We start from the raw sequence: 23,804 nt of genomic DNA, 5'->3' as shown, positions 1-23,804 counted from the left end.
GGTTTTACATCCTAAGCGTCGAAGCGATCAGGCGCAAGTCCCGATCAGAACCTCGGTGGAGGACGGTCCCGCTTGAGGCCGGCTCGCTCCGGGACACTGTCCCGGCCGCTCCGCCGCACCTTTGGGGTGACGAGTGATTACTTTACGCACCACCCCACCACCCAGCAAACCACCCCACATCCCGGGCGTGTCGCGAAGTTGTCGCATGCAACCGCCGGGCTGTCCGCTCCTGGTTCCGCCCCCCGATCGTGGTCTGGGGAGCCGCGAACGCCGCGACCCCGGCACCGTGGCGGTGTCGGGGTCGAGGGCCGGGTCGGCCGGCGTCGGAGCTCGGTTCGGCGGCGTCGGAGCTCGGTTCGGCGGCGTCGGAGCTCGGTTCGGCGGCGTCGGGTCAGCGTCGCGCGACGACCGGGTTGGTCAGCGAGCCGATGCCGGACACCGTGACCTCGACGATCTCGCCGTCGTTGATCGGGCCCACACCCGCCGGGGTCCCGGTGAGGATGAGGTCCCCGGGCAGCAGGGTCCAGATCGAGGACACGAACTCGATGAGACTCGGGATGTCGTGGATCATCTCCGAGGTGGACGCCGCCTGCCGGATGTCGCCGTCCACGCGGGTCTCCAACCGGACGTCGGACGGATCGAGGTCCGTCTCGATGACCGGGCCGATCGGGCAGAACGTGTCGAAGCCCTTCGCCCGGGTCCACTGTCCGTCGCGGGCTTGGAGATCACGGGCGGTCACGTCGTTGGCCACGGTGTACCCGAGCACGACGTCCGCGAAGTCCTCGCGACGGACGTTCTTCGCCAGGGACCCGATCACGACGGCGAGTTCGCCCTCGTGGTCGACCCGCCCCACGTCCTGCGGCAAGCGGATCTGGTCGTTCGGGCCGATGATGGCCGTGTTCGGCTTGAGGAACACGATGGGGTCCTCCCCCGCGCGCTCATCCATCTCGGACACGTGCTCGGCGTAGTTGAGCCCGACTCCGATGACCTTCGACCTCGGGATCACCGGAGCGAGGAGTGTCGCGGTCCGCAGGTCCACCCGCTCCCCCGTCGTCTCGAACCCCTGGTACAGCGGGTCGCCCGCCAGGACCACGAGCGCTCGCTCGTCGAGGATGCCGTAACGGGGGTCCTCCCCCGGAGTGCTGAACCGTGCGATCTTCACGTGTCGACCCTACTGAGCCGCTGCCTCGTCGGTCCCGGACTCCGCGGAGCGGAGGGCATCGTCGCCCGCGTCGCCGACGGACGCCGCGCCCGGTTCGGTGAGCTGCACCATCCACCCGTGCGGGTCGGGGCGTCGCCCGTACTGGATGTCGGTGAGCTCCTGTCGCAGGGACATCGTGAGCTCGCCGGCACCCTGGGTCGGGGACCCGATCGTGATGTCCTCGCCCCGCAACTCGGCGATCGGGGTCACGACGGCAGCCGTTCCGCACGCGAAGGCCTCGGTGATCGTGCCGTCGGCGACCCCGTCGCGCCACTCGTCGAGGGCGACGCGACGGCGCTCGACGCGCAGGCCGCGGTCCTCCGCGAGCTGCAGGATCGAGTCCCGCGTGATGCCCTCGAGGATGCTGTCGGAGTCCGGGGTGACGAGCGTGCCGTCGGACCGGACGAGCACGACGTTCATCCCGCCGAGTTCCTCGAGGTACCGCCCCTCGACCGAGTCCAGGAACATCACCTGCTGACAGCCATGCGCGTAGGCCTCTTGCTGCGGCAGGAGCGACGACGCGTAGTTCCCACCGGTCTTCGCCGCTCCCGTGCCGCCCTTGCCCGCGCGGCCGTACTGCGTCGACAGCCAGATCGAGACCGGCTTGGGACCCGAGGTGAAGTACGCCCCGGCCGGCGAGGCGATCACGTGGAATTCCACCTGCTGCGCGGCGCGCACCCCGAGGAAGGCCTCGGTCGCGATCATGAACGGCCGGAGGTACAGGCTCGTCTCGTCCGCCGACGGCACCCACTCGACGTCCGTCGCGACGAGGTGCCGGATGGCCGACACGAAGTCCTCGACCGGGAGTTCCGGCAGCGCCAGGCGTTCGGCGGACCGCTGGAACCGACGAGCGTTCGCCTCGGGTCGGAACCCCCAGACGGAACCGTCGGCGTGCCGGTACGCCTTGAGGCCCTCGAAGATCTCTTGCGCGTAGTGGAGCACGCTCGCGCTCGGGTCGAGCACGAGGGGCCCGTACGGATGCACGCTCGCGTCGTGCCAGCCGGACTCGACCGACCAGTGGATGGTCGCCATGTGGTCCGTGAAGAACTTGCCGAACCCCGGGTCGGCGAGGATGGCCTCCCGTTCGGCCGCCGCGCGGCGGTCGGCGGAGGGGACCGTCCGGAACGCCGTCGTGAACGCCGTGTCGGTGCTGGTGGGTGTCGTGCTGGTCATGGTGTCTCCTGGGGACGGAGCGGTCGGTTCGGCGGACGCCGGGGTCAGGCCGCGGTGGTACGCGCGACGGCCGCGGCGATCGCGTCGCCGATCTCGGCCGTGGAGCGCGACGTGGCGCCGCGGCCCGCGATGTCCGCCTCGACCGCCCGCGTGATGGTGTCGGCCTCGGCCGTCCGACCGTGGTGGTCGAGCAGCAACGCGACGGACAGGATCGCGGCCGTGGGGTCGGCCCGCTGCTGACCCGCGATGTCGGGCGCGGACCCGTGGACCGGTTCGAACATGCTGGGGAAGGTGCCGTCCGGGTTGATGTTGCCCGAGGCCGCCAGACCGATGCCGCCGCTGATCGCGCCGGCGAGGTCGGTGATGATGTCGCCGAAGAGGTTGTCCGTGACGATGACGTCGAACACACCGGGCCGCTGGACCATGTGGATGGTCACGGCGTCGACGTGCTGGTAGTCCACGGTGACCTCGGGGTACTCGGCCCCGACGGAGGCCACGGTCCGCTGCCAGAGGTCGCCCGCGTGCACGAGGACGTTGCTCTTGTGCACGAGCGTCAGGTGGTGGCGAGGGCGACGACGGGCGAGGTCGAACGCGTACCGCACGACGCGCTCCACGCCGAACGCGGTGTTGAGGCTCACCTCGGTCGCGATCTCGGCCGGGGTGCCCTTGCGGATCACCCCGCCGTTGCCGACGTACGGCCCCTCGGTGCCCTCGCGGACCACGACGAAGTCGACCTCGCCGGGATCGGCGAGGGGGGAGGCGACGTCCGGGTAGACGCGCGTCGGTCGGAGGTTCACGTAGTGGTCGAAGGCGAACCGGAGGCGCAGGAGGAGACCGCGCTCGATGATCCCGCCCGCGAGCCGCGGATCGCGGGGGTCACCCCCGACCGCGCCGAGCAGGATCGCGTCGTGCCGGGCGATCGCGGCGAGGTCGTCGTCGGTCAGGACCTCCCCCGTCTCGAGGTAGTGCCCGGCCCCGAGGGTGTACTCGGTCCGTCGGATCGCGTCGGGCCCGACCGCGGCGTCGAGGACCTTGAGGGCCTCCTCGACGACCTCGGGGCCGATGCCGTCGCCACGGATCACGGCGAGGTCGATGGTGTCCGTCATGCGGGGCCTCCTGGTCGTGCGACCGCGGTCACAGGGTGATGTCGATCTCGCGCAGCGACTCGGCGTCGATCGCGGCGCGGACGCGCTCGAGGATCGGGCTCGGCACGGGCGAGTCCACGGTGAGGACGCTCAGCGCCTGGCCGCCAGCGGCACGCCGGGCGATCTGCATCGCCGCGATGTTGATGCCCGCGTCCCCGAACTCCTTGCCGTACACCGCGACGATCCCCGGACGGTCCGTGTAGACCATGACGACGTGGTGCTGCGCGAGCGGGACCTCGATGTCGTAGCCGTTGACCTCGACGAGCTTGGCCACTTGCTTCGGACCCGTCAGGGTCCCCGAGACGCTGATCGCCGGACCGTCGGACTGGGCGCCGCGGATGGTCAGCACGTTGCGGTACTCGGCGGTGGCGGGGTCCGTGATGAGCCGCACCGTGATCCCGCGCTGCTCGGCGAGGAGCGGCGCGTTCACGTAGCTCACCTGCTCGCTGACGATGTTCGTGAAGATGCCCTTGAGCGCCGCGAGCCGGAGGACGCTCACGTCGAACCCGGCGAGCTCGCCGTGCACCTCGACGTCGACACTCGTGATCGAGGTGTCGGCGAGGCTCGCGAACACCTGCCCGAGCTGCTCCACGAGTGGGATGCCGGGTCGCACGTAGGGGTCGATGACACCGCCGGCAACGTTGACCGCGTCCGGCACCAGCTCGCCGCCGAGTGCGAGTCGGACGCTCTTCGCGACCGAGACGCCCGCCTTCTCCTGGGCCTCGTCCGTCGAGGCCCCGAGGTGCGGTGTGACGACGACGTTCGGCAGCGCGGTCAGGGCGTCGTCGGTCGGCGGCTCGGTGACGAAGACGTCGAGGCCAGCGCCGGCGATGGTGTTCGCGGTGAGCGCGCGCCGCAGGGCGGCCTCGTCGATCAGGCCGCCGCGGGCGACGTTGACGACGAACGCGGTCGGCTTCATGAGGGCGAGCTGGTCGTCCGAGATCATCCCGACGGTCTCGGGGGTCTTCGGCATGTGGATCGTGACGAAGTCGCTCCGGCGGAGGAGGTCCTCGAGCGACACGAGCTCGACGCCGAGCTGCTGCGCGCGGGCCGGGGTGACGTACGGGTCGTACGCGATCACGGAGACGCCGAAGGCCTGCAGCCGTGCGGTGATGAGGGCGCCGATGCGACCGAGGCCGATGATGCCGACGGTCTTCTCGTAGAGCTCGACACCCGTGTAGGCGGAACGCTGCCACGCCCCCTGGGACAGCGATGCGTGGGCCGCTGGGATGTGCCGGGCGAGGCTGAGGATGTGACCGACCGTGAGCTCGGCCGCCGAGATGATGTTCGACGTCGGCGCGTTCACCACCATGACCCCGGCAGCCGTGGCGGCCTTGATGTCGACGTTGTCGAGGCCCACCCCGGCGCGGGCGACGACCTGCAGGTGCGGCGCCGCAGCGATCGCCTCGGCGTCGACCTTGGTGGCGGATCGGACGAGGATCGCGTTCGCGTCGGCCAGCGCGGCGAGGAGCGCGGGGCGGTCGGTGCCGTCCACGTTCCGGACGTCGAAGTCGGGCCCGAGAGCCTCGACGGTCGCTGGTGAGAGTTCTTCGGCGATCAGGACGACCGGCTTTGCCACAGGTGGGTTCCTTCGGGGAGGGGGCGGTGGGGTCGCGACGCGGGACGACGCGCATCCCATGCTATCGACGGGCCGAACGCGTTACGACGGGTGTCAGCCGCCCACGCGCAGCGTCGCGGAGACGTACTGGAGGACGTCGAACCAGAGCGCCGCGACCGCGCAGAACGCCGCGAGGAACACGACGACCGTCCGGACGAGGTCCGTGCGCCGAGCGACGAACCACGCCACCGCGTACAGGACGGGTGCGATGGCGACGTCGATGACGAGGGCGACCCAGGGCACGCTCGTCTGCAGTGCATCGCCCCCGTTGCGCCGGAGGAACGCGTTGTTCGCCGAGAGGGTGGTCGTCACGCCGACGAAGTTACCGATCGCCTGCCACAGCACGTACGCGAACAGGACGGCAGCGACGACCCACACCACGACCTTGCCGAGCGTCACGCCCGTGGTGTCGGGAACGGCCGACGACGACGTGTCGTCCGAGGGCACCGCGCTCACCCGAAGCTCCTCGTCAGGACGAACGGCCACGGGAACAGCACGAGCGCCCCCGCGACGAGCCAGAGGACCCGCGTCCGCGGGCGCCGGCCCTGCCCGAGCCACAGGGTGGCCGCGAACCACAGGGCCGGGGCCATGATCGCGAGGACCCGGAGGCCCTCGGAGAAGACGGCCGCCGCGGACGTGCCGGGATCGACCGGCAACGCGCCCGCGCTGACGAGCCACGCCACCGTGTACAGCAGGTACACCCCACCGAGGACGCCCAGACCGACGAGCGATCCGGACGCGAGGGGCTCGTCACCGGTGCGGGCCCGCGGCGCCCTCGGTGCGCGGAGTTCGTTGGCCGGTGCGTCGACGTAGGTGGCGTCCTGCTCAGCACCCCAGCTCAGGGCCTCGGCGTCGTCGTGGTCCGCACCGCCGTCCGGCGGGGACCCGACGTCCTTCGGGGTGGTCATGACTCCAGTGTAGAAGCGACCACCGAACGGACCGCCGGGAACAGGGGGTGGCTCTCCATGAGTCCCGTGAGGATCTCGGTGAGGGCGTGGGCGGTCGCCCCGGACCGCAGCAGCGCGTGCAGCTCGAACGACTCCGGGTCGTCGGGGTCGTCGAACTCGAGGGCGACCCGGACGGCGCCGAGCAGGTGGTCGACCGGCATGCCGCGTTCCGCGAGCTGCGCGGCGGGACCGATGAAGCGCTCACGACGCCCGAGTTTGCGGAGCGGGTTCCGTCCGACCCGCGCCGTCGTGTCCGGGAGGAGCGGGTTGGCGATGCGGACGAGGTTCGCCTGGACGTACCGGCGGTGCTCCTCCGGGTCGAAACCGTGCTTCGCGACGAGCAACGCGGTGGTCTCGTCGAGGACGCCGTCGACCTCGGCCCGGACCAGGTCGTCCTCGAGGGCCTCGCGGATGAGCCGGATCCCCCGGACGAAGCCGTGGTAGGCCGCGGTCGCGTGGGCGGTGTTCACCGTGTAGAGCTTGCGCTCCACGAACGGCTGCAGGTCGTCCACCCACGTGACGCCCTGGATCGCCGGGGGCTCGGCGTCGACGCCGGAGAACGGCGTCCGCTCGATGACCCACTCGTAGAAGGGCTCGAGGACGACGTCGAGGCCGCCGGACTGTCCGAGCACGCCGGTCTGCTCCGGCACGATGCGGTCGATCGCGCAGTTCGCGAACACCGCGTCGATGTCGTGGTCCTCGAGGGCGGGCGATCGCCGGACGCTCGCGTGCAACGAGTCGGTGGCGTTGATGGCGTTCTCGCATGCCACGACGGTGACCACGCCCGCTCCGGCCGGCCGCGCGGCCAGTCCCTCGGCGATGAACGGCGCCACGAGGGGCAGTGTCCGCGCGCCGACCGCGGTCGTGACGACGTCCGCGCCGGCGATCGCCTCGACCACGCGGTCGCGCTCGCGCTTGCTGTTGAGGGCGGCGAAGCCCTCGACCACGCGGTCGATGGGGTCGTCACCGACCTCGTGGACGACGAAGCGGCCGGACTCGTTCAGGGCGCGGACGACGCGGTCGTCGACGTCGACGAAGGTGAGGTCGTACCCGCTGGCTGCGAGGAACTGGCCCACGAATCCGCGCCCGATCTTGCCGGCGCCGATGTGGACCGCACGTCTCGTCACCGCCATTCGAGCATCTTCCCATGCCGGGAGGCCGCGACCGACCACGACGGACGACCCAGCAGGTGCGATCGGTGCGCCGAGGACGCCGGCCGGAGGGCGGCGTGCGCGGGGGTGCTGGAGGAGAGGAGCTGCATGTCGTTCGGGTCACGTCGCGAGGCGACGGTGCGCGTGGTGCGCACCGTCGCCTCCTCGTCGAGTGCTGGCAGGAGCCTAGCGGGCGGCCGAGCCGTCGACGTAGTCGCTGTCGGTCTGCTTCCACGCGAAGAGCTTGCGCAGCTCGCGACCGGTCGCCTCGATCGGGTGCCCCTCGCCCTTCTCGCGCAGCGCCGTGAACTCCGGCGCACCGGCGTCCTGGTCCTCGATGAAGCGCTTGGCGAAGGTGCCGTCCTGGATGTCGGCGAGGACCGCCTTCATGTTCTCCTTGACGTGCGGGTCGATCACACGCGGGCCCGAGACGTAGTCCCCGAACTCGGCCGTGTCCGAGATGGACCAGCGCTGCTTGGTGAGCCCGCCCTCCCAGATGAGGTCGACGATGAGCTTGAGTTCGTGCAGGACCTCGAAGTAGGCGATCTGGGGCTGGTAGCCCGCCTCGACGAGGGTCTCGAACCCGTACTGGATGAGCTGCGACGTGCCACCGCAGAGGACGGCCTGTTCGCCGAACAGGTCGGTCTCGGTCTCCTCCGTGAACGTCGTCTTGATGCCGCCGGAGCGCAGACCGCCGATGGCCTTGCTGTAGCTCCAGGCGAGGTCCCACGCCTGGCCTGAGGCGTCGACCTCGACCGCGACGATCACGGGCACGCCCCGGCCGGCCTCGTACTCACGGCGCACCGTGTGGCCCGGGCCCTTCGGCGCGACGAGCACGACGTCGACGCCCTCGGGCGCCTGGATGTAGCCGAAGCGGATGTTGAAGCCGTGCCCGAACACGAGCGCCTTGCCGTCGGTCAGGTTCGGCTGGATCTCGTCCGCGTACACGTGCCGCTGCACCTGGTCCGGCGTCAGGATGACGATGACGTCGCCCCAGGCGGTCGCCTCGGCCGGGGTGTGCACGGTGAACCCGGCCTCCTCGGCCTTGCTGCGGCTCTTGGAGCCCTCCTGCAGGCCGATGACGACCTCGACGCCCGAGTCGCGGAGGTTGAGCGCGTGCGCGTGGCCCTGCGAGCCGTAGCCGATGACCGCGACCTTCTTGCCCTGGATGAGCGAGAGGTCGGCGTCGGCGTCGTAGACGATGTCAGTCACGGTGGTGGTTCTCCTTGTCGGTTCGGTGTGTCCGGTCCGGGGGTCCGCGGTGTGCCGCCCCGGGGTCATGTCGACTACGCGCGGGGGACGCGGTCGGTGATGCTCTTCGGGCCTCGGCCCATGCCGAGGAGGCCCGCCCGCGCGAGCTCCTTGATGCCGTACGGCTCCAGCACGCGCAGGATCGCCTGGATCTTGCCGGGGTCACCCGTGACCTCGATCACCAGGGAATCGGTCGCGACGTCGACGACGCGCGCCCGGAACAGGTTGACGGCCTCGAGTACCTGGGAGCGCGTCTGGTTGTCCACCCGGACCTTGACGAGCATGTGCTCCCGCTGCACGGACTGCGAGAACTCGAGCTCGACGATCTTGATGACGTTGACGAGCTTGTTCAACTGCTTCGTCACCTGTTCGAGCGGCAGGTCCTCGACGTCGACCACGACGGTGATGCGGGACAACCCCTCGACCTCGGTGGACCCCACCGCGAGGGACTCGATGTTGAACCCGCGCCGTGCGAACAGGCCGGCGACGCGCGTGAGCAGACCCGGCTTGTCCTCGACGAGGAGGGACAGGACGTGGCTCATGCGGGCCTCCCGGTCATGTCGGCGTCCTCGTCGTCCCAGCTCGGGGCGAGGTCGCGTGCGTGCTGGATCGCGGAGTTGCTGACCCCCTGCGGCACCATCGGCCACACCATGGAGTCGCGGCTGACGACGAAGTCGATGACCACGGGCCGGTCGTTCGTGGCGAGGGCGAGCCGGATCGCGTCGTCGATCTCGTCCTCGCGCTCGACGCGGATGCCGAGCGCACCGTAGGCGTCGGCGAGCTTGACGAAGTCCGGTACCCGTCGGGACGCGTGCCCCGTCTCGAGGTCGGTGAAGGAGTGCCGGCCGTCGTAGAACAGCGTCTGCCACTGTCGCACCATGCCGAGCGACGAGTTGTTGATGATCGCGACCTTGATCGGGATGTCGTTGATGACGCAGGTCGCGAGCTCCTGGTTCGTCATCTGGAAACAGCCGTCGCCGTCGATCGCCCACACGACGCGGTCGGGCTGCGAGACCTTCGCGCCCATGGCGGCGGGGACCGAGTAGCCCATCGTCCCCGCGCCGCCCGAGTTGAGCCAGGCGTGGGGGCGCTCGTACTGGATGAACTGCGCCGACCACATCTGGTGCTGACCGACCCCGGCCACGTACACGCCTTCCGGCCCGGTGAGCTCGCCGATGCGGCGGATGACGGCCTGTGGCGCGAGGAGGCCGTCCTGCGGGGCGGCGTACCCGAGCGGGAACTGCTCACGAAGCCGTCCGAGGCGCTCCCACCAGGCGTCGAGGGACGCGCGGTCGGCGACGGGGACGTCCTGCCACGCCGCCAGGAGGTCGGTGAGGACCTCTTTCGCGTCGCCCACGATCGGGACGTCGGCGAACCGGATCTTCGAGATCTCGGCGGGGTCGATGTCGACGTGCACCACCTTGGCGTCCGGCGCGAACTCGTCGATCTTGCCCGTGACGCGGTCGTCGAACCGGGCCCCGAGCGCGACGATGAGGTCGCTCTCCTGCAGTCCGAGCACCGCCGGGACCGTGCCGTGCATGCCCGGCATCCCGAGGTGCTGCGGGTGCGAGTCGGGGAACGCCCCGCGAGCCATGAGGGTCGTGACCACCGGGACGTGCGTGGCCTCGGCGAGTCGCAGCAACTCCGCCGACGCACCGGACCGGATGACACCGCCGCCGACGTAGAACACGGGCTTGCTCGACTCGGCGATGAGCTGCGCCGCGGCCGCGATCTGCTTGCCGTGCGCCTTGGTCACCGGGCGGTACCCCGGCAGGTCGACCCGCGGGGGCCAGACGAACGGCGCCGAGTTCTGCTGGGCGTCCTTCGTGATGTCGACGAGCACCGGACCGGGACGTCCCGTCGTCGCGATCTGGTACGCCGCCGCCAGCGTGCTCGGGATGTCCTCGGGCTTCGTGACGAGGAACGAGTGCTTCGTGATCGGCATCGTGATGCCGACGATGTCGGCCTCCTGGAAGGCGTCCGTCCCCATGAGCGTCGAGAACACCTGACCGGTGATCGCGATGAACGGAACGGAGTCCATGTAGGCGTCCGCGATGGCGGTGACGAGGTTCGTCGCGCCCGGACCCGACGTCGCGATCGCGACCCCGACCCTCCCGGACGCCGCCGCGTAGCCCTCGGCCGCGTGGCCGGCGCCCTGCTCGTGGCGGACGAGGACGTGGCGGATGGCCGTCGAGGCCATGAGCTCGTCGTAGAACGGGATGATCGCGCCGCCCGGCAGCCCGAAGACGTCGGTGATGCCGAGGTGTTCGAGGGACCGCAGGACCGCGCCGGAGCCGGTCAGGACCTCGGGTGCGCGCCGCGTCCCCGCGGCGGAGAGCGGAGTGGCTTCCGTGGGCATGGCACTTCCTCTGATGTGGAGCGGCGCGGTCCGCGGGGACGGCGCCGCCGTCGTGGTGCGAGGGTGGAGGTCGGCGCTCAGCCCGTGACCGCGCCCTGGGCGGCGGACCGGACGAGCTTCGCGTACTTCGCGAGGACACCGCGGGTGTACCGCGGGGGAAGCGGTGCCCAGCCGTCGTGGCGGGCCTCCAGCTCGGCAGGGTCGACCAGTAGGTCGAGCGTGCGAGCGGCGATGTCGACGCGGATCTGGTCGCCATCGCGCACGAAGGCGATGGGACCTGCGTCCACTGCCTCCGGTGCAATGTGGCCGATGCACAGGCCGGTTGTGCCGCCCGAGAATCGTCCGTCGGTCAAGAGTAGTACATCCTTGCCGAGGCCCGCGCCCTTGATGGCGGCGGTGATCGCGAGCATCTCGCGCATGCCCGGGCCGCCCTTCGGGCCCTCGTAGCGGATGACGACGACGTCGCCCTTGCCGATCCGGCCCTCGGTCAGGGCGTCCATGGCGGCCCGCTCCCGGTCGAACACGCGGGCGGGGCCCTGGAAGACCTCGGCGTCGAAGCCGGCCGTCTTGACGACCGCGCCCTCGGGCGCGAACGAGCCCTGGAGGATCGTCAGGCCACCCGTGGCGTGGATCGGGTCGTCGAGCTTGCGCATGACCTTGCCGTCGAGCTCCGGCGGATCGATCTCGGCGAGGTTCTCGGCGAGGGTCTTCCCCGTGACCGTCAGGCAGTCCCCGTGCAGCAGACCCGCGTCGAGGAGCGCCTTCATCACGACGGGGATGCCGCCGTTGCGGTCGACGTCCACCATGACGTACTGGCCGAAGGGCTTCATGTCGGCGATGTGCGGGACATTCGCGCCGATGCGGTTGAAGTCGTCGAGGGTCAGCTCGACCTCGGCCTCGTGCGCGATCGCGAGCAGGTGCAGGACGGCGTTCGTCGAGCCGCCGAGCGCCATGAGCACGGTGATCGCGTTCTCGAAGGCCTCACGGGTGAGGATCTGCCGTGCGGTGATGCCGAGGCGGAGCATCTCGACCACGGCCTCGCCGGAGCGGTGCGCGTAGTAGTCCCGACGACGGTCGGCCGACGGCGGCGCAGCCGACCCGGGGAGGCTCATGCCGAGGGCCTCGGCGAGGGACGCCATCGTGTTGGCGGTGTACATCCCGCCACAGGCGCCCTCGCCCGGGACGATCGCACACTCGATCTTCTTCAGCTCTTCCTCGGTCATGGTGCCCGCCTTGCAGGCCCCCACACCCTCGAAGGAGTCGATGATCGTGACCTGCTTCTCCGAGCCGTCGGCCTGCTTGACGTAGCCGGGCATGACGGAACCGGCGTAGAGGAACACGCTCGCCAGGTCGAGCCGGGCCGCCGCCATGAGCATGCCGGGGAGCGACTTGTCGCAGCCGGCGAGGAGGACCGTGCCGTCGAGGCGCTCCGCGTTCACCACGGTCTCGACGCTGTCGGCGATGACCTCGCGCGAGACGAGCGAGAAGTGCATGCCCTCGTGGCCCATCGAGATGCCGTCGGACACCGAGATCGTGCCGAACTGCAGCGGGTACCCGCCGCCGCCGTGCACGCCCTCCTTCGCCCCCTGCGCCAGACGGTCGAGGGAGAGGTTGCAGGGGGTGATCTCGTTCCAGGACGAGGCGATGCCGATCTGGGGCTTGTCCCAGTCCGCGTCGCCCATGCCGACCGCCCGGAGCATGCCACGCGAGGTGGTGGCTTCGATCCCGTCGGTGACAGCACGGCTGCGGGGCTTGACGTCGATATCAGGCATGGAGCGAGTCTAGATGCAGTTGGTACACCAACCGGACGCGGGGCCGTGCGCGAGCGGACGGGAGCGTCAGCGGAAGGCGCGGGCGCGCGCCAGCGCCTGCAGCACGGGCGTCAGGGCAGCAGGGTCGGCGACGCGGTGCGCCGCGCGGGTCTCCCCCGGCCCGACCTTGATGCCGACGTCACCGGCTTCCTGGTCGAGCGCCCGGAAGCCGTCCTCGTCGGTGACGTCGTCGCCCGCGAACAGGACGCGGTCGGCGTCGAGGAGCGCACGCAGCCGCTCGACGGCGTCGCCCTTCGTGACGTCGCGCACCGCGAACTCGAGGATGTCCTTACCGTCGCGCACGTGGACGTCGGGGAACGCCGCGAGCACCGTCGCCCGGGCGTCCTCCACGGCCGCTCGGGCCTCGGCCGGACCGACGCGACGCGTGTGCACCCCGAGGCCCGCGGGCTTGTGCTCGATGTGGACACCGGGATGGCGTTCGGCGACCGCATCGAGGAGCACGCCGATCCGATCCACGGCCGCGAGTTCGTCGGGCGACAGCGCGGCCTCGTCGTGGCCGTCCACCCGCCACTCGACGCCGTGCGACCCGACGAGGGACATGCCGTCGGGAGCGTGCGTCACCCGCGCCAACCCCGCGAGCGGGCGGCCCGAGACGAGGACGACGTGGGTGTCGCGTGCGCGGTCGAGGGTGAGCGCCGCGGCCCAGGAGCCCGGCAGGGCCGCCACCGCTGCCGGATCGTCCGCGAAGGGCGCGAGGGTGCCGTCGAAGTCGAGGGCGACGAGCAGTGACCGCGCCCCACCCAGCCGCTCGATCGCGCTGTCGAGCGAGGGGGCCTCAGGCATCACGCGCCTCCACCGGCGTGGTCTGCGCGAGTTCGTCGACGTGCTCGTCACCGGGGTCGGTCGCCTCGGGGTCGATGCCGCCGCCCGGCGCGTGCCGGTCGAGTGCCTCGATGAAGGACCGCGACCACCGCGCGACGTCGTTGTCCCGCACGCGCTTGCGCAGGGCGCGCATGCGGGTCGCGCGCTCGCGCTGTGGCATCTGCATCGCGCGCACGATGGCGTCCTTGAGCGCGCCGATGTCGTGCGGGTTGACGAGCAGGGCCTGGCGGAGCTCGTCGGCGGCACCGGCGAACTCGGACAGGATGAGCACGCCCTGGTTGTCGAACCGGCTCGCCACGTACTCCTTGGCGACCAGGTTCATGCCGTCGCGGAGCGCCGTGACGAGCATGACGTCGGCGGCGAGGTAGAGCGCCACCATCTCCTCGCGCGGGTAGCCGTGGTGGAGGTAGCTGATCGGCTGGTGGCTGATCGTGCCGAGGTCGCCGTTGATGCGCCCGACCGTGAGCTCGATCTCGTCGCGGAGTGCCTTGTAGGTGTCGACGCGCTCGCGGCTCGGGCTCGCGACCTGCACGAGGGTGGCGTCCTCGACGTCGATGCGGCCGTCCTCGAGGAGCTCGCCGAAGGCCTTGATGCGGTGTCCGATGCCCTTGGTGTAGTCGAGTCGGTCGACCCCGAGCAGGACCGTCTTCGGGTTGCCGAGTCCTTCGCGGATCTCGCGGGCACGGGCCTGGACCTCGGGCCGTCGGGCGATGTCCTCGTAGCTCTCGGCGTCGATCGAGATCGGGAAGTGCCGTGCCTCGACGTGCCGGACGGTGATGCCCCGTCGCGAGCGCGGGGCGTCCGGGTCGTCCACCGGGACGTCGACGATCGCACCCTTGGTCGTGTGGCCCTTGATGTGGCGCACGGCGCGGAGGAAGTTCGAGGCGTCGTCGTACCGCTGGAACCCGATGACGTCGGCGCCGAGCAGGCCGTCGATGATCTGCGACCGCCAGGGCAGCTGCGCGTAGATCCCGACCGGCGGGAACGGGATGTGGTTGAAGAAGCCGATCGTGACGTCGGGACGGAGTTCGCGGATGAGCTGCGGGACGAGCTGCAACTGGTAGTCCTGCACCCACACGACGGCGTCCTGGTCGGCGACCGCCGCCGCGGCCTCGGCGAACCGCTGGTTCACCCGCCGGTACGCGTTCCACCAGTCGCGGTGGTACGTCGGCTGCTCGATGACGTCGTGGTACAGCGGCCAAAGGGTGTCGTTGCTGAAGCCCTCGTAGTACTCCTCGATCTCGGCGTCGGACAGCGGCACCGGCACGATGTGGATGCCGTCGTTCTCGAAGGGGTCCAGGTCGACGTCGGGCTGGCCCGCCCAACCGACCCACGCGCCGTCGTTCGCGCGCATCACCGGTTCGAGCGCGGTGACGAGCCCGCCCGGCGAGTGCCGCCACCCCTCGGTCCCGTCCTCGTCGACCACGCGGTCCACGGGGAGGCGGTTCGACACCACGACGAAGCCGAACCGGTCCGTCGAGGCCGTCCGGTCAGGGGTCGGCGTCGTGTCGGTGGGCTCGGCTTCCGGGGGGACTGCGGACATTGGTGCGGGCTCTCCGTTCTGGTCCCGCCGACCGGCGACGGGAGGCGCCGGACGTCGCACGGGCGCGGGAGGCGCTCGGCACCCGTCGCGGCGGCGGGCCGGTCCAGGCTAGCAGCGGGCATCCAGGCTGCCCGGGGCGGACGTCGGGCCGATGGAGCCGGGGCGGCGGCGGGGTGGACGAGGGGCGAGGGACGTCACCGCAGCAGCGCGGCCGTCCGCCGCGCGGCGTCGACGAGCGCGTGCCCGTACGACCGCCCGTAGCCGGCCGCGTGCACCGCGAGCGGGTGCAGCTGGTGCAGCGGGATCCGCTCCCGCCAGCCGGGACGGAGGGGCCGGTGCTCCTGGTACCCCGCCACGACCTCGTCGAGGTACGGGCAGCCGAAGAGGTCGAGCATCGCGAGGTCGGTCTCGCGGTGACCGCCGTGCGCCGCGGGGTCGATGAGCACGACACCGCCCGGCGTGAAGACGACGTTGCCGTTCCAGAGGTCGCCGTGCAGTCGCGCGGCCATGTCGTCGTCGTCGAGCGCCCCGTCCGCGACGGCCTCGAGCACCCTGCCGACGGCGGCGTGCTCGTCATCCGTGACACTGCCCGCCGCGCGTGCCAGGTCGAGGAACGGTGCAACGCGCTGCTCCGCGTAGAAGCGCCCCCACGACGACGACGGCCGGCAGGACTGCGGCCGCTTGCCGATGAAGGTCGGGCCGTCCCACCCCTCGGGCGGCGCGCCGAACGCCTCAGCGCCGGCGTCGTGCGTGCGGGCGAGGTCGTGGCCGAACCGGCGAGCGGCACCGGGCGACGGCCGGACGTCGGACAGCTCCTCGAGGTCGATGTGGCGCCGTCCGACGTCGAGCACGGCCGCGACCGCGACGCCGCCAGCGGCACCGAGCCAGGTCAGTCCCGCCGCCTCCGCCGCGAAGAAGCCGTCGGGAGCGTCGGACCGCCGTTTCGTGAACACCGCCATGCGCCCAGCCTGCCCCGTCCCGGCGACCGACGAGGGCCTCCCGGTCGACACGGGTCTCGCCGTGGGCCCGGACGCGCCAGGCACCGGGCCGCACGTGGGCCTCAGTACGATGACCGGCATGGTGCGGACGCGGATGTGGCGGAACGGGACGGTCGCGGCCGAGGACTTCCCGGTGGAGGACGTGTCCGACCACCTCGAGCGTCCTGACGAGGTGGTGTGGGTCGACTTCACGGACCCGACGGCCGACGAGCTGGCGCGCATCGAGGACGAACTCGGCATCCACGCGCTCGCGAGCGAGGACGCACTCGAGCCGGGGCAACGGCCGAAGCTCGACCGGTACCACGGCGCCCTGTTCCTGGTGGCGTACGACGTGACGTGCTCGCGCGGCGGCACCGACCTGGTGACGCACGAGGTCAAGGCGTTCGTCACCGAACGCGCCGTCGTCACCATGCACGCGCCGGGCTTCGACGCGCAGGAGTTCGTGCGCCGCTGGGACGCCAACGACGACCTGGCCGGCCACGGTGCCGCGTTCCTCGTGTGGGGCGTCCTCGACGTGCTCGCGGACCACGCCACCGCGACGGTCGAACAGCTCGAGGACCTCATCGACCACCTGGAGGACGACCTGTTCGAGGTGTCCGCGCAGACGTCCCACATCCAGCGGCGGTCGTTCGCGCTGCGGAAGGCGCTCGGGACCCTGCGGCGGCTCGTCGGGCCGCAGCGCGAGGTGATCCAGACCCTCGTCCGTGGTGACGCGACGCAGGTCAGCGACGGACTGCGACCGTACTACCGCGACGTGGCAGACCACATCACGTCGGCCACGGAGCAGGTCGACCAGCTCCGTGAGTCGGTGTCGAGCGTGCTCGAGACGAACCTCAACCTCGCGTCGAACCGCATGAACCTGGTCATGAAGAAGGTGACGAGTTGGGCGGCGATCATCGCGATCCCGACCGCCATCACCGGGTGGTTCGGGCAGAACATCAAGTTCCCCGGCGAGGGCGCCTGGTCCGGGCTCGTCGCGTCCGCCGTGCTCATCGTCGTGTCCTCGGTCGCGCTGTACACCGTGTTCCGTCGGCGCGACTGGCTCTGACGCCGACGACGGCACGACCGGCCCACGCCGGGGGTGCCACCGGTGCTCAGCGGGCGACGAGGACCGCCGCGACGCCCGCCACGACGGTGAGCGGGGCGACGACGCACCCGAGCGCCGCGTAGCGACCCCACGACAGCGCGATGCCCTCGGCGCGGAGCCGTGCGTGCCAGAGCAGCGTGGCGAGCGACGCCCACGGCGTCACGAGGCACCCGGCGTTCACCCCGACGAGGAGCGCCGCGTACCGCACGGCCGCGTTGCCCGCCGCCGGCTCGAGCACGAGGTACGCGGGGAGGTTGTCGATCCCGTTCGCCGCGAGCGCGCCCGCGCCCGCGAGCCCCAGCAGGGACCCGAAGCCGTCACCGCCGTGCAGCGCCCGGACGAGCGGATCGGTCGAGCCGACCGCATGCAGGGTCTCGACGGCGACGAACAACCCCGCTGCGAGGACGAGCGGCTGCCACGGAACACGAGCGGGGCGGAGCACGTCGGGTCGGCGGACAGCGGCGACCACCACGAGGACCGCGGCCGCGGCGAGCGCCGCGACCCACACGGTGACGCCGGCGGTCAGCGCCACGACGAGGGCCGCGAGGACCGCGGAGGCCGCGACGAAGAACACGCGGTCCTCCGGTCGGCGCACGGGCGGGGGCGCGTACCCGCCGCGCAGCCGGTGACGGAACACGACGAGCAGCACGACGCACGGCACGAGGACCCCCGCGAGCGCCGGCAGCGCCATGAGCCCCGCGAACGCCGGCGGCCCCGCCAGTCCGATGCGCGAGACGGCGAGCAGGTTCGTGAGGTTCGACACCGGTAGGAGCAACGACGCGGTGTTCGCCAGCCACACGGTCGTGAGCGCGAAGGGCATCGGCGGCAGCTGGACCCGCCGAGCGAGGGCGATGACGATGGGGGTCAGGAGCACCGCGGTCGTGTCGATCGAGAGGAACACCGTGCACACGACCGCGAGCACGACGACGGCTGCCCAGAGCCCGAGGGTCCGGCCACGCCCGACCCGGGCCGCGAGGTCGGCCAGCCGGTCGAACACGCCCGCGTCCGCCGCGAGTTCGGCGACGATCGTGAGGCCCAGCACGAACGCCAGGACCGGGACCACCCGGTCGGCCAGCGCGAGGAGCGTGGGCACGGGCAGGACACCGACCACGACGCACACCGCTCCGGCGACGAGGAGCAGCGCCCCGATCGCGGCCTGACGCACGGGGCCTCCTGGTTCGTCCTGATCACCGCCCGCTGCGGACGGCGCTCCACCATACCCACGGGTAGCGTGGCCTGGAACGACACCAGGAGGCACACGTGCGGAAGTTCTTGTTCAACGGATCGGTGCTCAGCGCGCTCTTCAGCGGGTGGAGCGTCCTGCAGACGACGCGGAAGGGACCGCGCGACTGGCGCCTCGCCCTGACGTGGGTCGCGTGGCTCGCCACGACGATCGTCGCGGTCGGCACCGTCATCGAGGACGACCGGATGATCAAGGGCCGGCAGCAGGTCCGCTAGCGTCCCGCGGGTCGTGGGGCGCCCGCCGGGTGCGCTGCCACGCGGCGTCGGCGGGCGGGATCTGGTCCGGCCGGATGCCGGAGGTCTGGATCGGTCCCGTGAAGAGCGCGGCGCGGTCGCTGCCCTCGTCGCCCCCGAACAGGGCGGAGCTCGTGGCGGTTGACGGCTCGCGCCGCGACCGCGGTCGGTCCGGCGTCGGGTCGACCATCATGACCCGTTGCAGCGGCAGCGCATCGGGGTGCGTGCGCTGGATCCAGGCGATCATCTCCTCGCGGACGTAGCAGCGGAGGTCGAACAGGCCGGGTGCGTCGTGCGCCGTCACGAGGATCCGCACGTGCACGAGTCCGTTCACCGCGTCGGTGACCTGCAGGACCTTGGTGCGCCCGTCCCAGAGGTCCGTCGTCACCAGGATCCGGTCGAGCTCCGTCCGCATCTGGCCGGGGCTCACCCGCCAGTCGAGGTCGAAGTCGACGCTCCCGAGGAGCTCGCTGCTCGTCCTGGTCCAGTTCTCGAACGGCGTCGTCGTGAAGTACGTCGAGGGCAGCATGAAGCGCCGGTCGTCCCACAGGTGCACGACGACGTAGGTGAGCGTGATCTCCTCGATCCGGCCCCACTGCTGCTCGACCACCACGACGTCGTCGACCCGGACCGCGCCCGAGAACGCGAGCTGCATGCCCGCGAACACGTTGCCGAGGGTGGACTGCGCCGCGATGCCGGCGATGACGCTGATGAGGCCCGCGCTCGCGAGCACGCTCGCGCCGGCCGCCTCGATCCCCCGGAACGTCAGGAGGATGGAGCCGACGGCGATGACGACGACCACGACGACGGTGAGCCGCCGGATGATGAGCACCTGCGTGCGGATCCGCCGCGCGACACGGTTGTCGGGGACGTCCACGCGGTAGCGGTGCAGACCGAGGTCCTCGAGGAAGATCGCGAGCTCGCACGCCAGCCAGGCACCCGCCGCGATGGTCACGATGAGGAACCCGTGGGTGACGTCGTCCCGCCACGGGTACAGCCGGGCGTCCGGCCGGATGGAGGACGCGAACGCGGTCCAGAGGAACGCGACGAGCACCACCGTCCGGGTCGGGTGCTTCGTGCGGCGCGACAGCACGGCCGCCCATCGGCCTCGGCGTGCGAGGGCTCGGAACACCAGGTGGAGGACGAGCGCCGTCGCCGCGGTCAGGAGCAGCGCGAACCCGACGGCGACGAGGAGACGGATGAGCGGTGCCATCCGTCCATGGAACCACGCTGACACGTGGCGACGGCTGGACGACGACCGTCGCGCAACCGTCGCTGCCCCCTGGTCCGGGAGCACGTCCGGCAGCTCGTCGGTACGGTGGCGGGATGACCGCGCAGGACCACAGCGACACCGGACGGCCACCAGCGAACGACACCGGACGGGCGTCCGGCAACGACTTCGCCCACGAGCAGGAGGGGTTCCAGCACGGCCTGAAGCCCCGGCAGCTCCAGATGATCGCCATCGGCGGAGCGATCGGCACGGGTCTGTTCCTCGGCGCCGGCGGTCGGCTGCACTCCGCCGGACCCGCGCTGGCGGTCGTCTACCTGGTCGCGGGGATCTTCGCGTTCTTCATCCTCCGCGCGCTCGGCGAGCTCGTGCTGCACCGTCCGTCGTCCGGCTCGTTCATCTCGTACGCGCGCGAGTTCTACGGCGAGAAGTTCGCGTACGCGGCCGGGTGGATGTACTTCCTCAACTGGGCCATGACGTCGATCGTCGACACCACCGCCGTCGCCCTGTACCTGCACTACTGGGCGGGCACGCGCGCGATCCCGCAGTGGGCGCTCGCCCTGGTGGCCCTGCTCGTCGTGCTCGCCGCGAACCTCGTGGCGGTCAAGGTGTTCGGCGAACTCGAGTTCTGGTTCGCGCTCATCAAGGTCGCTGCGCTCGTGGCGTTCCTCGTGATCGCACTCATCTGGCTGTTCTTCGCGTTCCCGGTGCAGACCGGCGGCGCCAGCGTCCACACCGGCTTCTCGATCTGGGGCGACCACGGCGGGCTGTTCCCGACCGGGCTCCTGCCCGCGGTGCTCGTCGTGCAGGGCGTCGTGTTCGCCTACGCTGCGATCGAGCTCGTCGGCACGGCGTCCGGCGAGACGCAGGACACCGAGAAGGTGATCCCCCGGGCGATCAACTCGGTCGTGCTCCGGATCGCGGTGTTCTACGTCGGCTCGATCATCCTGCTGTCGCTGCTCCTGCCGTACACGTCCTACAAGGAGGGCGTCAGCCCCTTCGTCACGTTCTTCTCGTCCATCGGCAACCCGCAGGTCGGGCACGTCGTCGGATCCGTCATGAACTTCGTCGTGCTCACCGCAGCGCTGTCGTCTCTGAACGCCGGGCTGTACTCCACGGGCCGGGCGCTGCACTCGATGGGCATGAACGGCTCCGCGCCGAAGTGGACGACGAAGATGTCGAAGGGCGGGGTGCCGTTCGCGGGCATCCTGCTCACGGCCTGCTTCACGCTCGCCGGTGTCGTGCTCAACCTGTTCGTGCCGAGTCAGGCGTTCGAGATCGTCCTCAACGTGTCGGCGCTCGGGATCGTCACCGCGTGGGGCACGATCATGCTCTGCCAGATGCGACTCCGGGTCTGGGCGAAGCAGGGCCTGGCGAAGGAGCCGACCTTCCGGCTCCCGGGCGCCCCGGTGACGTCCTGGCTGACGCTCGCGTTCCTGGTGTCCGTGCTCGTGCTCATGGCGATCGACTGGCCGATCGGCACGCTCACGATCGCGTCGCTCGTGGTGATCATCCCGCTGCTCGTGGTCGGGTGGTTCCTCCAGCGCGACCGGATCCTCCGCATCGCGTCGCTCCGGGAGGGCGTCACCGGTCCGTACCCGGTCACGGGACGCGACCCGCGCGCACAGGTCCGCCGCCGCGAGGACCGCTCCTAGTCGGCAGCAGCCGCGGCGAGCCGCTCGAGGACGGGACCGGCCTGCGCGAGCCGGTCCCGGTCCTCCCGGCCGAGTCGGTCACGCCCGTGTCGGCGACGTCGATCGGCCGGTGACGGCGAACCTCGTCCGGCCGAACGCCGGGCTCGGTCGACCTCAGCCGTCCGCCGACCAGTCCCGGACGAGGCCTGCGAGAGCGCGGTCCACGACGGTCGCGGGATCGCCGCCGTCCTGCCGGGCCCAGAAGGTCATGGCGGCGAACACCGCGGCGGCGATCGCGCTGGTACGGACCTCGAGGAGCAGCGGCGACGCGTCCGGTCCGAGCCGCCGGCGCAGCTCCCCGACGACGAGGTCACGGCCCGCGCCGAGCCGGGTCACCGCACCGGCCGACAATCGCTCGTGGTCCGCGATGAGACGCAGTCGCGCCCGCGTCACGGGGATGAGCGAGGACGGGAAGGTGAGCGCGGCCACGTACGCCGTCCGCATCGCCTCGTAGGGGTCGGCCCTGTCCGGCAGCGCGGCGAGCTCGGCGGCGATCCGGTCGGCCGCCTCGGCGGTCCCGCCCCAGACGAGGTCGTCCTTGGTCCGGAACACCCGGAAGAGGGTGCGCCGACTGACGCCAGCCGCCACCGCGACGTCGTCCATGGTCACCGCATCGAAGCCGCGCTCGGCGAACAGCCGGAGCGCGACCTCGGCGACGCGGTCGGGGTCCACCTCGACGGGACGGCCCGTTCTCGCTGCTGCCACCGGGCCTCCTTTTGGCACTGGGTGCTATAACTGCTTCCGGGCCGACCCGCGGCCCGTGTTCGACGAGGAGCAATCATGACGCAGACCATCACCCCGGGACGATTCGACGGGAGGACCGTCATCGTGACCGGCGCCGGTTCCGGCATCGGCCGGGCCACCGCCACCCGGCTGGTGCAGGAGGGCGCCCGCGTCGTCGCCACCGACGTCGTCGCCGACCGACTCGACGCCCTGCGCGGCGAGCTGGCCGGGCACGACGTCGTCACCGTGGTCGGCGACGTGGCGCAGGCCCCGACGATCGACGCCGTCATCGCGGCCGCCGACGGATCCGTGCACGGCCTGGCGAACGTCGCCGGCATCATGGACGCGTTCCTGCCGCCGGCCGAGGTCGACGACGCGACGTGGGACCGCGTCATGGGCGTCAACGTGACGGGGCCCATGCGTCTGACGCGCGCGGTGCTCGGGCTCATGATCCCCGCCGGCGCGGGCTCGATCGTCAACGTGGCATCGGAGGCGGCGTTCCGCGGTTCGGCCGCCGGCGTCGCCTACACGACGTCGAAGCACGCCGTCGTCGGCCTCACGAAGAGCGTCGCGTTCTTCTACGGCCCGAGCGGCGTCCGCGCGAACGCCGTCGCGCCCGGAGCGGTCATGACGAACATCGAGGCCCCGATGCGATCGGACTTCGCCGCCGGCCGCATCGGTCCGATCATGCAGGTCGCCGTGCCCCAGCCCGCCGAGGCGGAGCGGCTCGCGGCCGCGATCACCTGGCTGCTCAGCGACGACGCCGCGAACGTGAACGGCGCGGTCCTGCCGAGCGACGGCGGCTGGTCGGTCGTCTGACCCGAGGCGGCCGCCGGCGCGGTCAGGAGGACGTGCCGGCGTCACCGGCGTCGGCACCCGTTCCGGTTCCGGTGCCCGTGCCCGTGCCCGTGCCGGTTCCGGTGCCGGTGCCGCTACCCGACCCGGTCCCGCCCGGGAGCTCCCCCGTCCCACCGCCCGGCGAGCCGTACCCGCCGGTCCCGCCGCTCGGGAACTGCTGCGTCGTCGTGCCGGACGACCGATGCCCGATGACGTACCCGCCGACGCCACCGACGAACAGGGCCACGACCGCGACCGCAGCGACGACGGCCGGCCAGAACCAGCGCCGCGACGACCTGACCGAGGTCGGCGGCAACATCACGGGCGGCACGCGCACCGACGGCACCTCGCTCCATCCCGGGACGCCGCCACGCCGCTCCCCGCCGGACATCCGGGGCATCGGATCGGGCGCCGGGCGCTGGTCCACCCCGGGAGCGGGCGTGTGCTCCCAGTCGGGGCGTCGGTCCGTGTCGTTCGTGCTCGTCATGGCTGGTCTTCCTGATCGTGGTGCTCCCGGACCTCCGGGCGTGTGCAGCGCCGCGAAGCGCCTGGATCGATGACACCGCTCCCGCCTGTGGCACCCGTATGACGGCTCGGTGCGTCCGCTCCGAGAGCACGAACTGCCGGAACGGGCGTCGCTCGGTTCCTTGGCGGTTCCTTGGTCCGGGACGAACAGGATCGTTCCCGTCGCCCCTCCTTCAGCGGAAGCGACGCCCGCG

General features: G+C 71.4%; 22 protein-coding genes. 4 read left to right on the top strand and 18 right to left on the bottom strand.

All coding sequences use genetic code 11. The features are described 5' to 3' along the window. Positions 1-391: 391 nt before the first annotated feature. The 14 genes from DEI81_RS06080 to DEI81_RS06010 all read right to left on the bottom strand — a co-directional run bounded on the left by DEI81_RS06080 (position 392) and on the right by DEI81_RS06010 (position 16,001). Entirely contained in the window at positions 392-1,162 is a 771-nt protein-coding gene (locus DEI81_RS06080; protein WP_111009601.1) for a fumarylacetoacetate hydrolase family protein, read from the bottom strand. Positions 1,163-1,171: 9 nt separating this feature from the next. After that, the gene (locus DEI81_RS06075) at positions 1,172-2,374 is read right to left on the bottom strand and encodes a branched-chain amino acid aminotransferase (RefSeq protein WP_111009600.1); all 1,203 of its coding nucleotides are present in this window, start codon (positions 2,372-2,374) and stop codon (positions 1,172-1,174) included. A 44-nt stretch (positions 2,375-2,418) separates the two neighbouring features. Next, complete coding sequence (locus DEI81_RS06070) at positions 2,419-3,480, bottom strand: 3-isopropylmalate dehydrogenase (RefSeq protein WP_111009599.1); 1,062 nt, start codon at positions 3,478-3,480, stop codon at positions 2,419-2,421. A gap of 28 nt (positions 3,481-3,508) precedes the next feature. Beyond that, positions 3,509-5,098, bottom strand: a complete 1,590-nt coding sequence (gene serA, locus DEI81_RS06065) for a phosphoglycerate dehydrogenase (protein WP_111009598.1) — start codon at positions 5,096-5,098, stop codon at positions 3,509-3,511. Positions 5,099-5,191: 93 nt separating this feature from the next. Beyond that, positions 5,192-5,593, bottom strand: a complete 402-nt coding sequence (locus DEI81_RS06060) for a hypothetical protein (protein ID WP_111009597.1) — start codon at positions 5,591-5,593, stop codon at positions 5,192-5,194. Next, complete coding sequence (locus DEI81_RS06055; protein WP_111009596.1) at positions 5,590-6,045, bottom strand: hypothetical protein; 456 nt, start codon at positions 6,043-6,045, stop codon at positions 5,590-5,592. Before DEI81_RS06055 ends, DEI81_RS06060 begins: the two co-directional genes overlap by 4 nt. Continuing rightward, complete coding sequence (locus DEI81_RS06050) at positions 6,042-7,217, bottom strand: mannitol-1-phosphate 5-dehydrogenase (RefSeq protein WP_111009595.1); 1,176 nt, start codon at positions 7,215-7,217, stop codon at positions 6,042-6,044. Before DEI81_RS06050 ends, DEI81_RS06055 begins: the two co-directional genes overlap by 4 nt. A 204-nt stretch (positions 7,218-7,421) precedes the next feature. Beyond that, on the bottom strand, positions 7,422-8,447 hold the full coding sequence (gene ilvC, locus DEI81_RS06040; RefSeq protein ID WP_111009593.1) for a ketol-acid reductoisomerase: 1,026 nt from the start codon (positions 8,445-8,447) through the stop codon (positions 7,422-7,424). Between the two features lie 74 nt (positions 8,448-8,521). Next, a complete protein-coding gene (gene ilvN, locus DEI81_RS06035; protein WP_111009592.1) occupies positions 8,522-9,028 on the bottom strand; it encodes an acetolactate synthase small subunit in 507 nt (168 codons plus the stop codon). Next, positions 9,025-10,845 (bottom strand): acetolactate synthase large subunit, encoded by a 1,821-nt coding sequence (locus DEI81_RS06030; protein ID WP_111009591.1) that lies wholly within the window; start codon positions 10,843-10,845, stop codon positions 9,025-9,027. The genes ilvN and DEI81_RS06030 overlap by 4 nt, the downstream gene beginning before the upstream one ends. A gap of 77 nt (positions 10,846-10,922) precedes the next feature. After that, positions 10,923-12,617: a dihydroxy-acid dehydratase gene (gene ilvD, locus DEI81_RS06025; RefSeq protein ID WP_111009590.1), complete on the bottom strand. Its 1,695-nt coding sequence runs from the start codon at positions 12,615-12,617 to the stop codon at positions 10,923-10,925. A 66-nt stretch (positions 12,618-12,683) separates the two neighbouring features. Beyond that, positions 12,684-13,460 carry a trehalose-phosphatase gene (gene otsB / locus DEI81_RS06020; protein WP_111009589.1) on the bottom strand — a complete coding sequence of 259 codons (777 nt, stop codon included), beginning with the start codon at positions 13,458-13,460 and terminating at the stop codon, positions 12,684-12,686. After that, complete coding sequence (gene otsA / locus DEI81_RS06015; RefSeq protein ID WP_111009588.1) at positions 13,453-15,042, bottom strand: alpha,alpha-trehalose-phosphate synthase (UDP-forming); 1,590 nt, start codon at positions 15,040-15,042, stop codon at positions 13,453-13,455. The genes otsB and otsA overlap by 8 nt, the downstream gene beginning before the upstream one ends. 194 nt (positions 15,043-15,236) lie before the next feature. Next, a complete protein-coding gene (locus tag DEI81_RS06010; protein ID WP_111009587.1) occupies positions 15,237-16,001 on the bottom strand; it encodes a fructosamine kinase family protein in 765 nt (254 codons plus the stop codon). Between the two features lie 118 nt (positions 16,002-16,119). Between DEI81_RS06010 and DEI81_RS06005 the strand changes: the two genes are divergently transcribed. Continuing rightward, complete coding sequence (locus DEI81_RS06005) at positions 16,120-17,088, top strand: magnesium transporter CorA family protein (RefSeq protein ID WP_220035637.1); 969 nt, start codon at positions 16,120-16,122, stop codon at positions 17,086-17,088. A gap of 46 nt (positions 17,089-17,134) precedes the next feature. Here the strand turns inward: DEI81_RS06005 and DEI81_RS06000 are convergent, their stop codons facing one another. Next, positions 17,135-18,292, bottom strand: coding sequence for an SLC13 family permease (locus DEI81_RS06000; RefSeq protein WP_111009586.1), 1,158 nt, complete (start codon positions 18,290-18,292; stop codon positions 17,135-17,137). 95 nt (positions 18,293-18,387) lie between these two features. On the opposite strand from DEI81_RS06000, the gene DEI81_RS05995 reads away from it, so the two are divergent. Continuing rightward, positions 18,388-18,585, top strand: coding sequence for a hypothetical protein (locus tag DEI81_RS05995; protein WP_111009585.1), 198 nt, complete (start codon positions 18,388-18,390; stop codon positions 18,583-18,585). On the opposite strand, the gene DEI81_RS05990 is transcribed toward DEI81_RS05995, so the two are convergent. After that, complete coding sequence (locus tag DEI81_RS05990) at positions 18,560-19,816, bottom strand: mechanosensitive ion channel family protein (protein ID WP_111009584.1); 1,257 nt, start codon at positions 19,814-19,816, stop codon at positions 18,560-18,562. The two genes, DEI81_RS05995 and DEI81_RS05990, sit on opposite strands and share 26 nt — an antisense overlap. A gap of 113 nt (positions 19,817-19,929) precedes the next feature. Here DEI81_RS05990 and DEI81_RS05985 point away from each other — a divergent pair, with 113 nt between their 5' ends. Further along, entirely contained in the window at positions 19,930-21,486 is a 1,557-nt protein-coding gene (locus DEI81_RS05985; RefSeq protein WP_111009583.1) for an amino acid permease, read from the top strand. A 153-nt stretch (positions 21,487-21,639) separates the two neighbouring features. Here the strand turns inward: DEI81_RS05985 and DEI81_RS05980 are convergent, their stop codons facing one another. Beyond that, positions 21,640-22,230, bottom strand: a complete 591-nt coding sequence (locus DEI81_RS05980; protein ID WP_111009582.1) for a TetR family transcriptional regulator — start codon at positions 22,228-22,230, stop codon at positions 21,640-21,642. 75 nt (positions 22,231-22,305) lie between these two features. On the opposite strand from DEI81_RS05980, the gene DEI81_RS05975 reads away from it, so the two are divergent. Further along, a complete protein-coding gene (locus tag DEI81_RS05975; RefSeq protein WP_111009581.1) occupies positions 22,306-23,067 on the top strand; it encodes an SDR family NAD(P)-dependent oxidoreductase in 762 nt (253 codons plus the stop codon). 22 nt (positions 23,068-23,089) lie between these two features. On the opposite strand, the gene DEI81_RS05970 is transcribed toward DEI81_RS05975, so the two are convergent. Then, positions 23,090-23,572: a hypothetical protein gene (locus DEI81_RS05970; RefSeq protein ID WP_111009580.1), complete on the bottom strand. Its 483-nt coding sequence runs from the start codon at positions 23,570-23,572 to the stop codon at positions 23,090-23,092. Positions 23,573-23,804 lie beyond the last annotated feature (232 nt).

This window comes from Curtobacterium sp. MCBD17_013 (assembly GCF_003234565.1).
Classification (GTDB): Bacteria; Actinomycetota; Actinomycetes; order Actinomycetales; family Microbacteriaceae; genus Curtobacterium.
This window is presented reverse-complemented; position numbering and strand designations above follow the sequence as displayed.

What these genes read in the sequence shown, in the direction of transcription:
- otsA (WP_111009588.1), bottom strand. Translation starts at nt 15,042, where the DNA reads ATGTCCGCAGTCCCCCCGGAAGCCGAGCCCACCGACACGACGCCGACC.
- otsB (WP_111009589.1), bottom strand. Translation starts at nt 13,460, where the DNA reads ATGCCTGAGGCCCCCTCGCTCGACAGCGCGATCGAGCGGCTGGGTGGG.
- DEI81_RS06010 (WP_111009587.1), bottom strand. Translation starts at nt 16,001, where the DNA reads ATGGCGGTGTTCACGAAACGGCGGTCCGACGCTCCCGACGGCTTCTTC.
- DEI81_RS06055 (WP_111009596.1), bottom strand. Translation starts at nt 6,045, where the DNA reads ATGACCACCCCGAAGGACGTCGGGTCCCCGCCGGACGGCGGTGCGGAC.
- ilvD (WP_111009590.1), bottom strand. Translation starts at nt 12,617, where the DNA reads ATGCCTGATATCGACGTCAAGCCCCGCAGCCGTGCTGTCACCGACGGG.
- DEI81_RS05970 (WP_111009580.1), bottom strand. Translation starts at nt 23,572, where the DNA reads ATGACGAGCACGAACGACACGGACCGACGCCCCGACTGGGAGCACACG.
- DEI81_RS06075 (WP_111009600.1), bottom strand. Translation starts at nt 2,374, where the DNA reads ATGACCAGCACGACACCCACCAGCACCGACACGGCGTTCACGACGGCG.
- DEI81_RS06070 (WP_111009599.1), bottom strand. Translation starts at nt 3,480, where the DNA reads ATGACGGACACCATCGACCTCGCCGTGATCCGTGGCGACGGCATCGGC.
- ilvN (WP_111009592.1), bottom strand. Translation starts at nt 9,028, where the DNA reads ATGAGCCACGTCCTGTCCCTCCTCGTCGAGGACAAGCCGGGTCTGCTC.
- DEI81_RS06050 (WP_111009595.1), bottom strand. Translation starts at nt 7,217, where the DNA reads ATGGCGGTGACGAGACGTGCGGTCCACATCGGCGCCGGCAAGATCGGG.
- DEI81_RS06005 (WP_220035637.1), top strand. Translation starts at nt 16,120, where the DNA reads ATGGTGCGGACGCGGATGTGGCGGAACGGGACGGTCGCGGCCGAGGAC.
- DEI81_RS05990 (WP_111009584.1), bottom strand. Translation starts at nt 19,816, where the DNA reads ATGGCACCGCTCATCCGTCTCCTCGTCGCCGTCGGGTTCGCGCTGCTC.
- DEI81_RS05975 (WP_111009581.1), top strand. Translation starts at nt 22,306, where the DNA reads ATGACGCAGACCATCACCCCGGGACGATTCGACGGGAGGACCGTCATC.
- DEI81_RS05985 (WP_111009583.1), top strand. Translation starts at nt 19,930, where the DNA reads ATGACCGCGCAGGACCACAGCGACACCGGACGGCCACCAGCGAACGAC.
- DEI81_RS06030 (WP_111009591.1), bottom strand. Translation starts at nt 10,845, where the DNA reads ATGCCCACGGAAGCCACTCCGCTCTCCGCCGCGGGGACGCGGCGCGCA.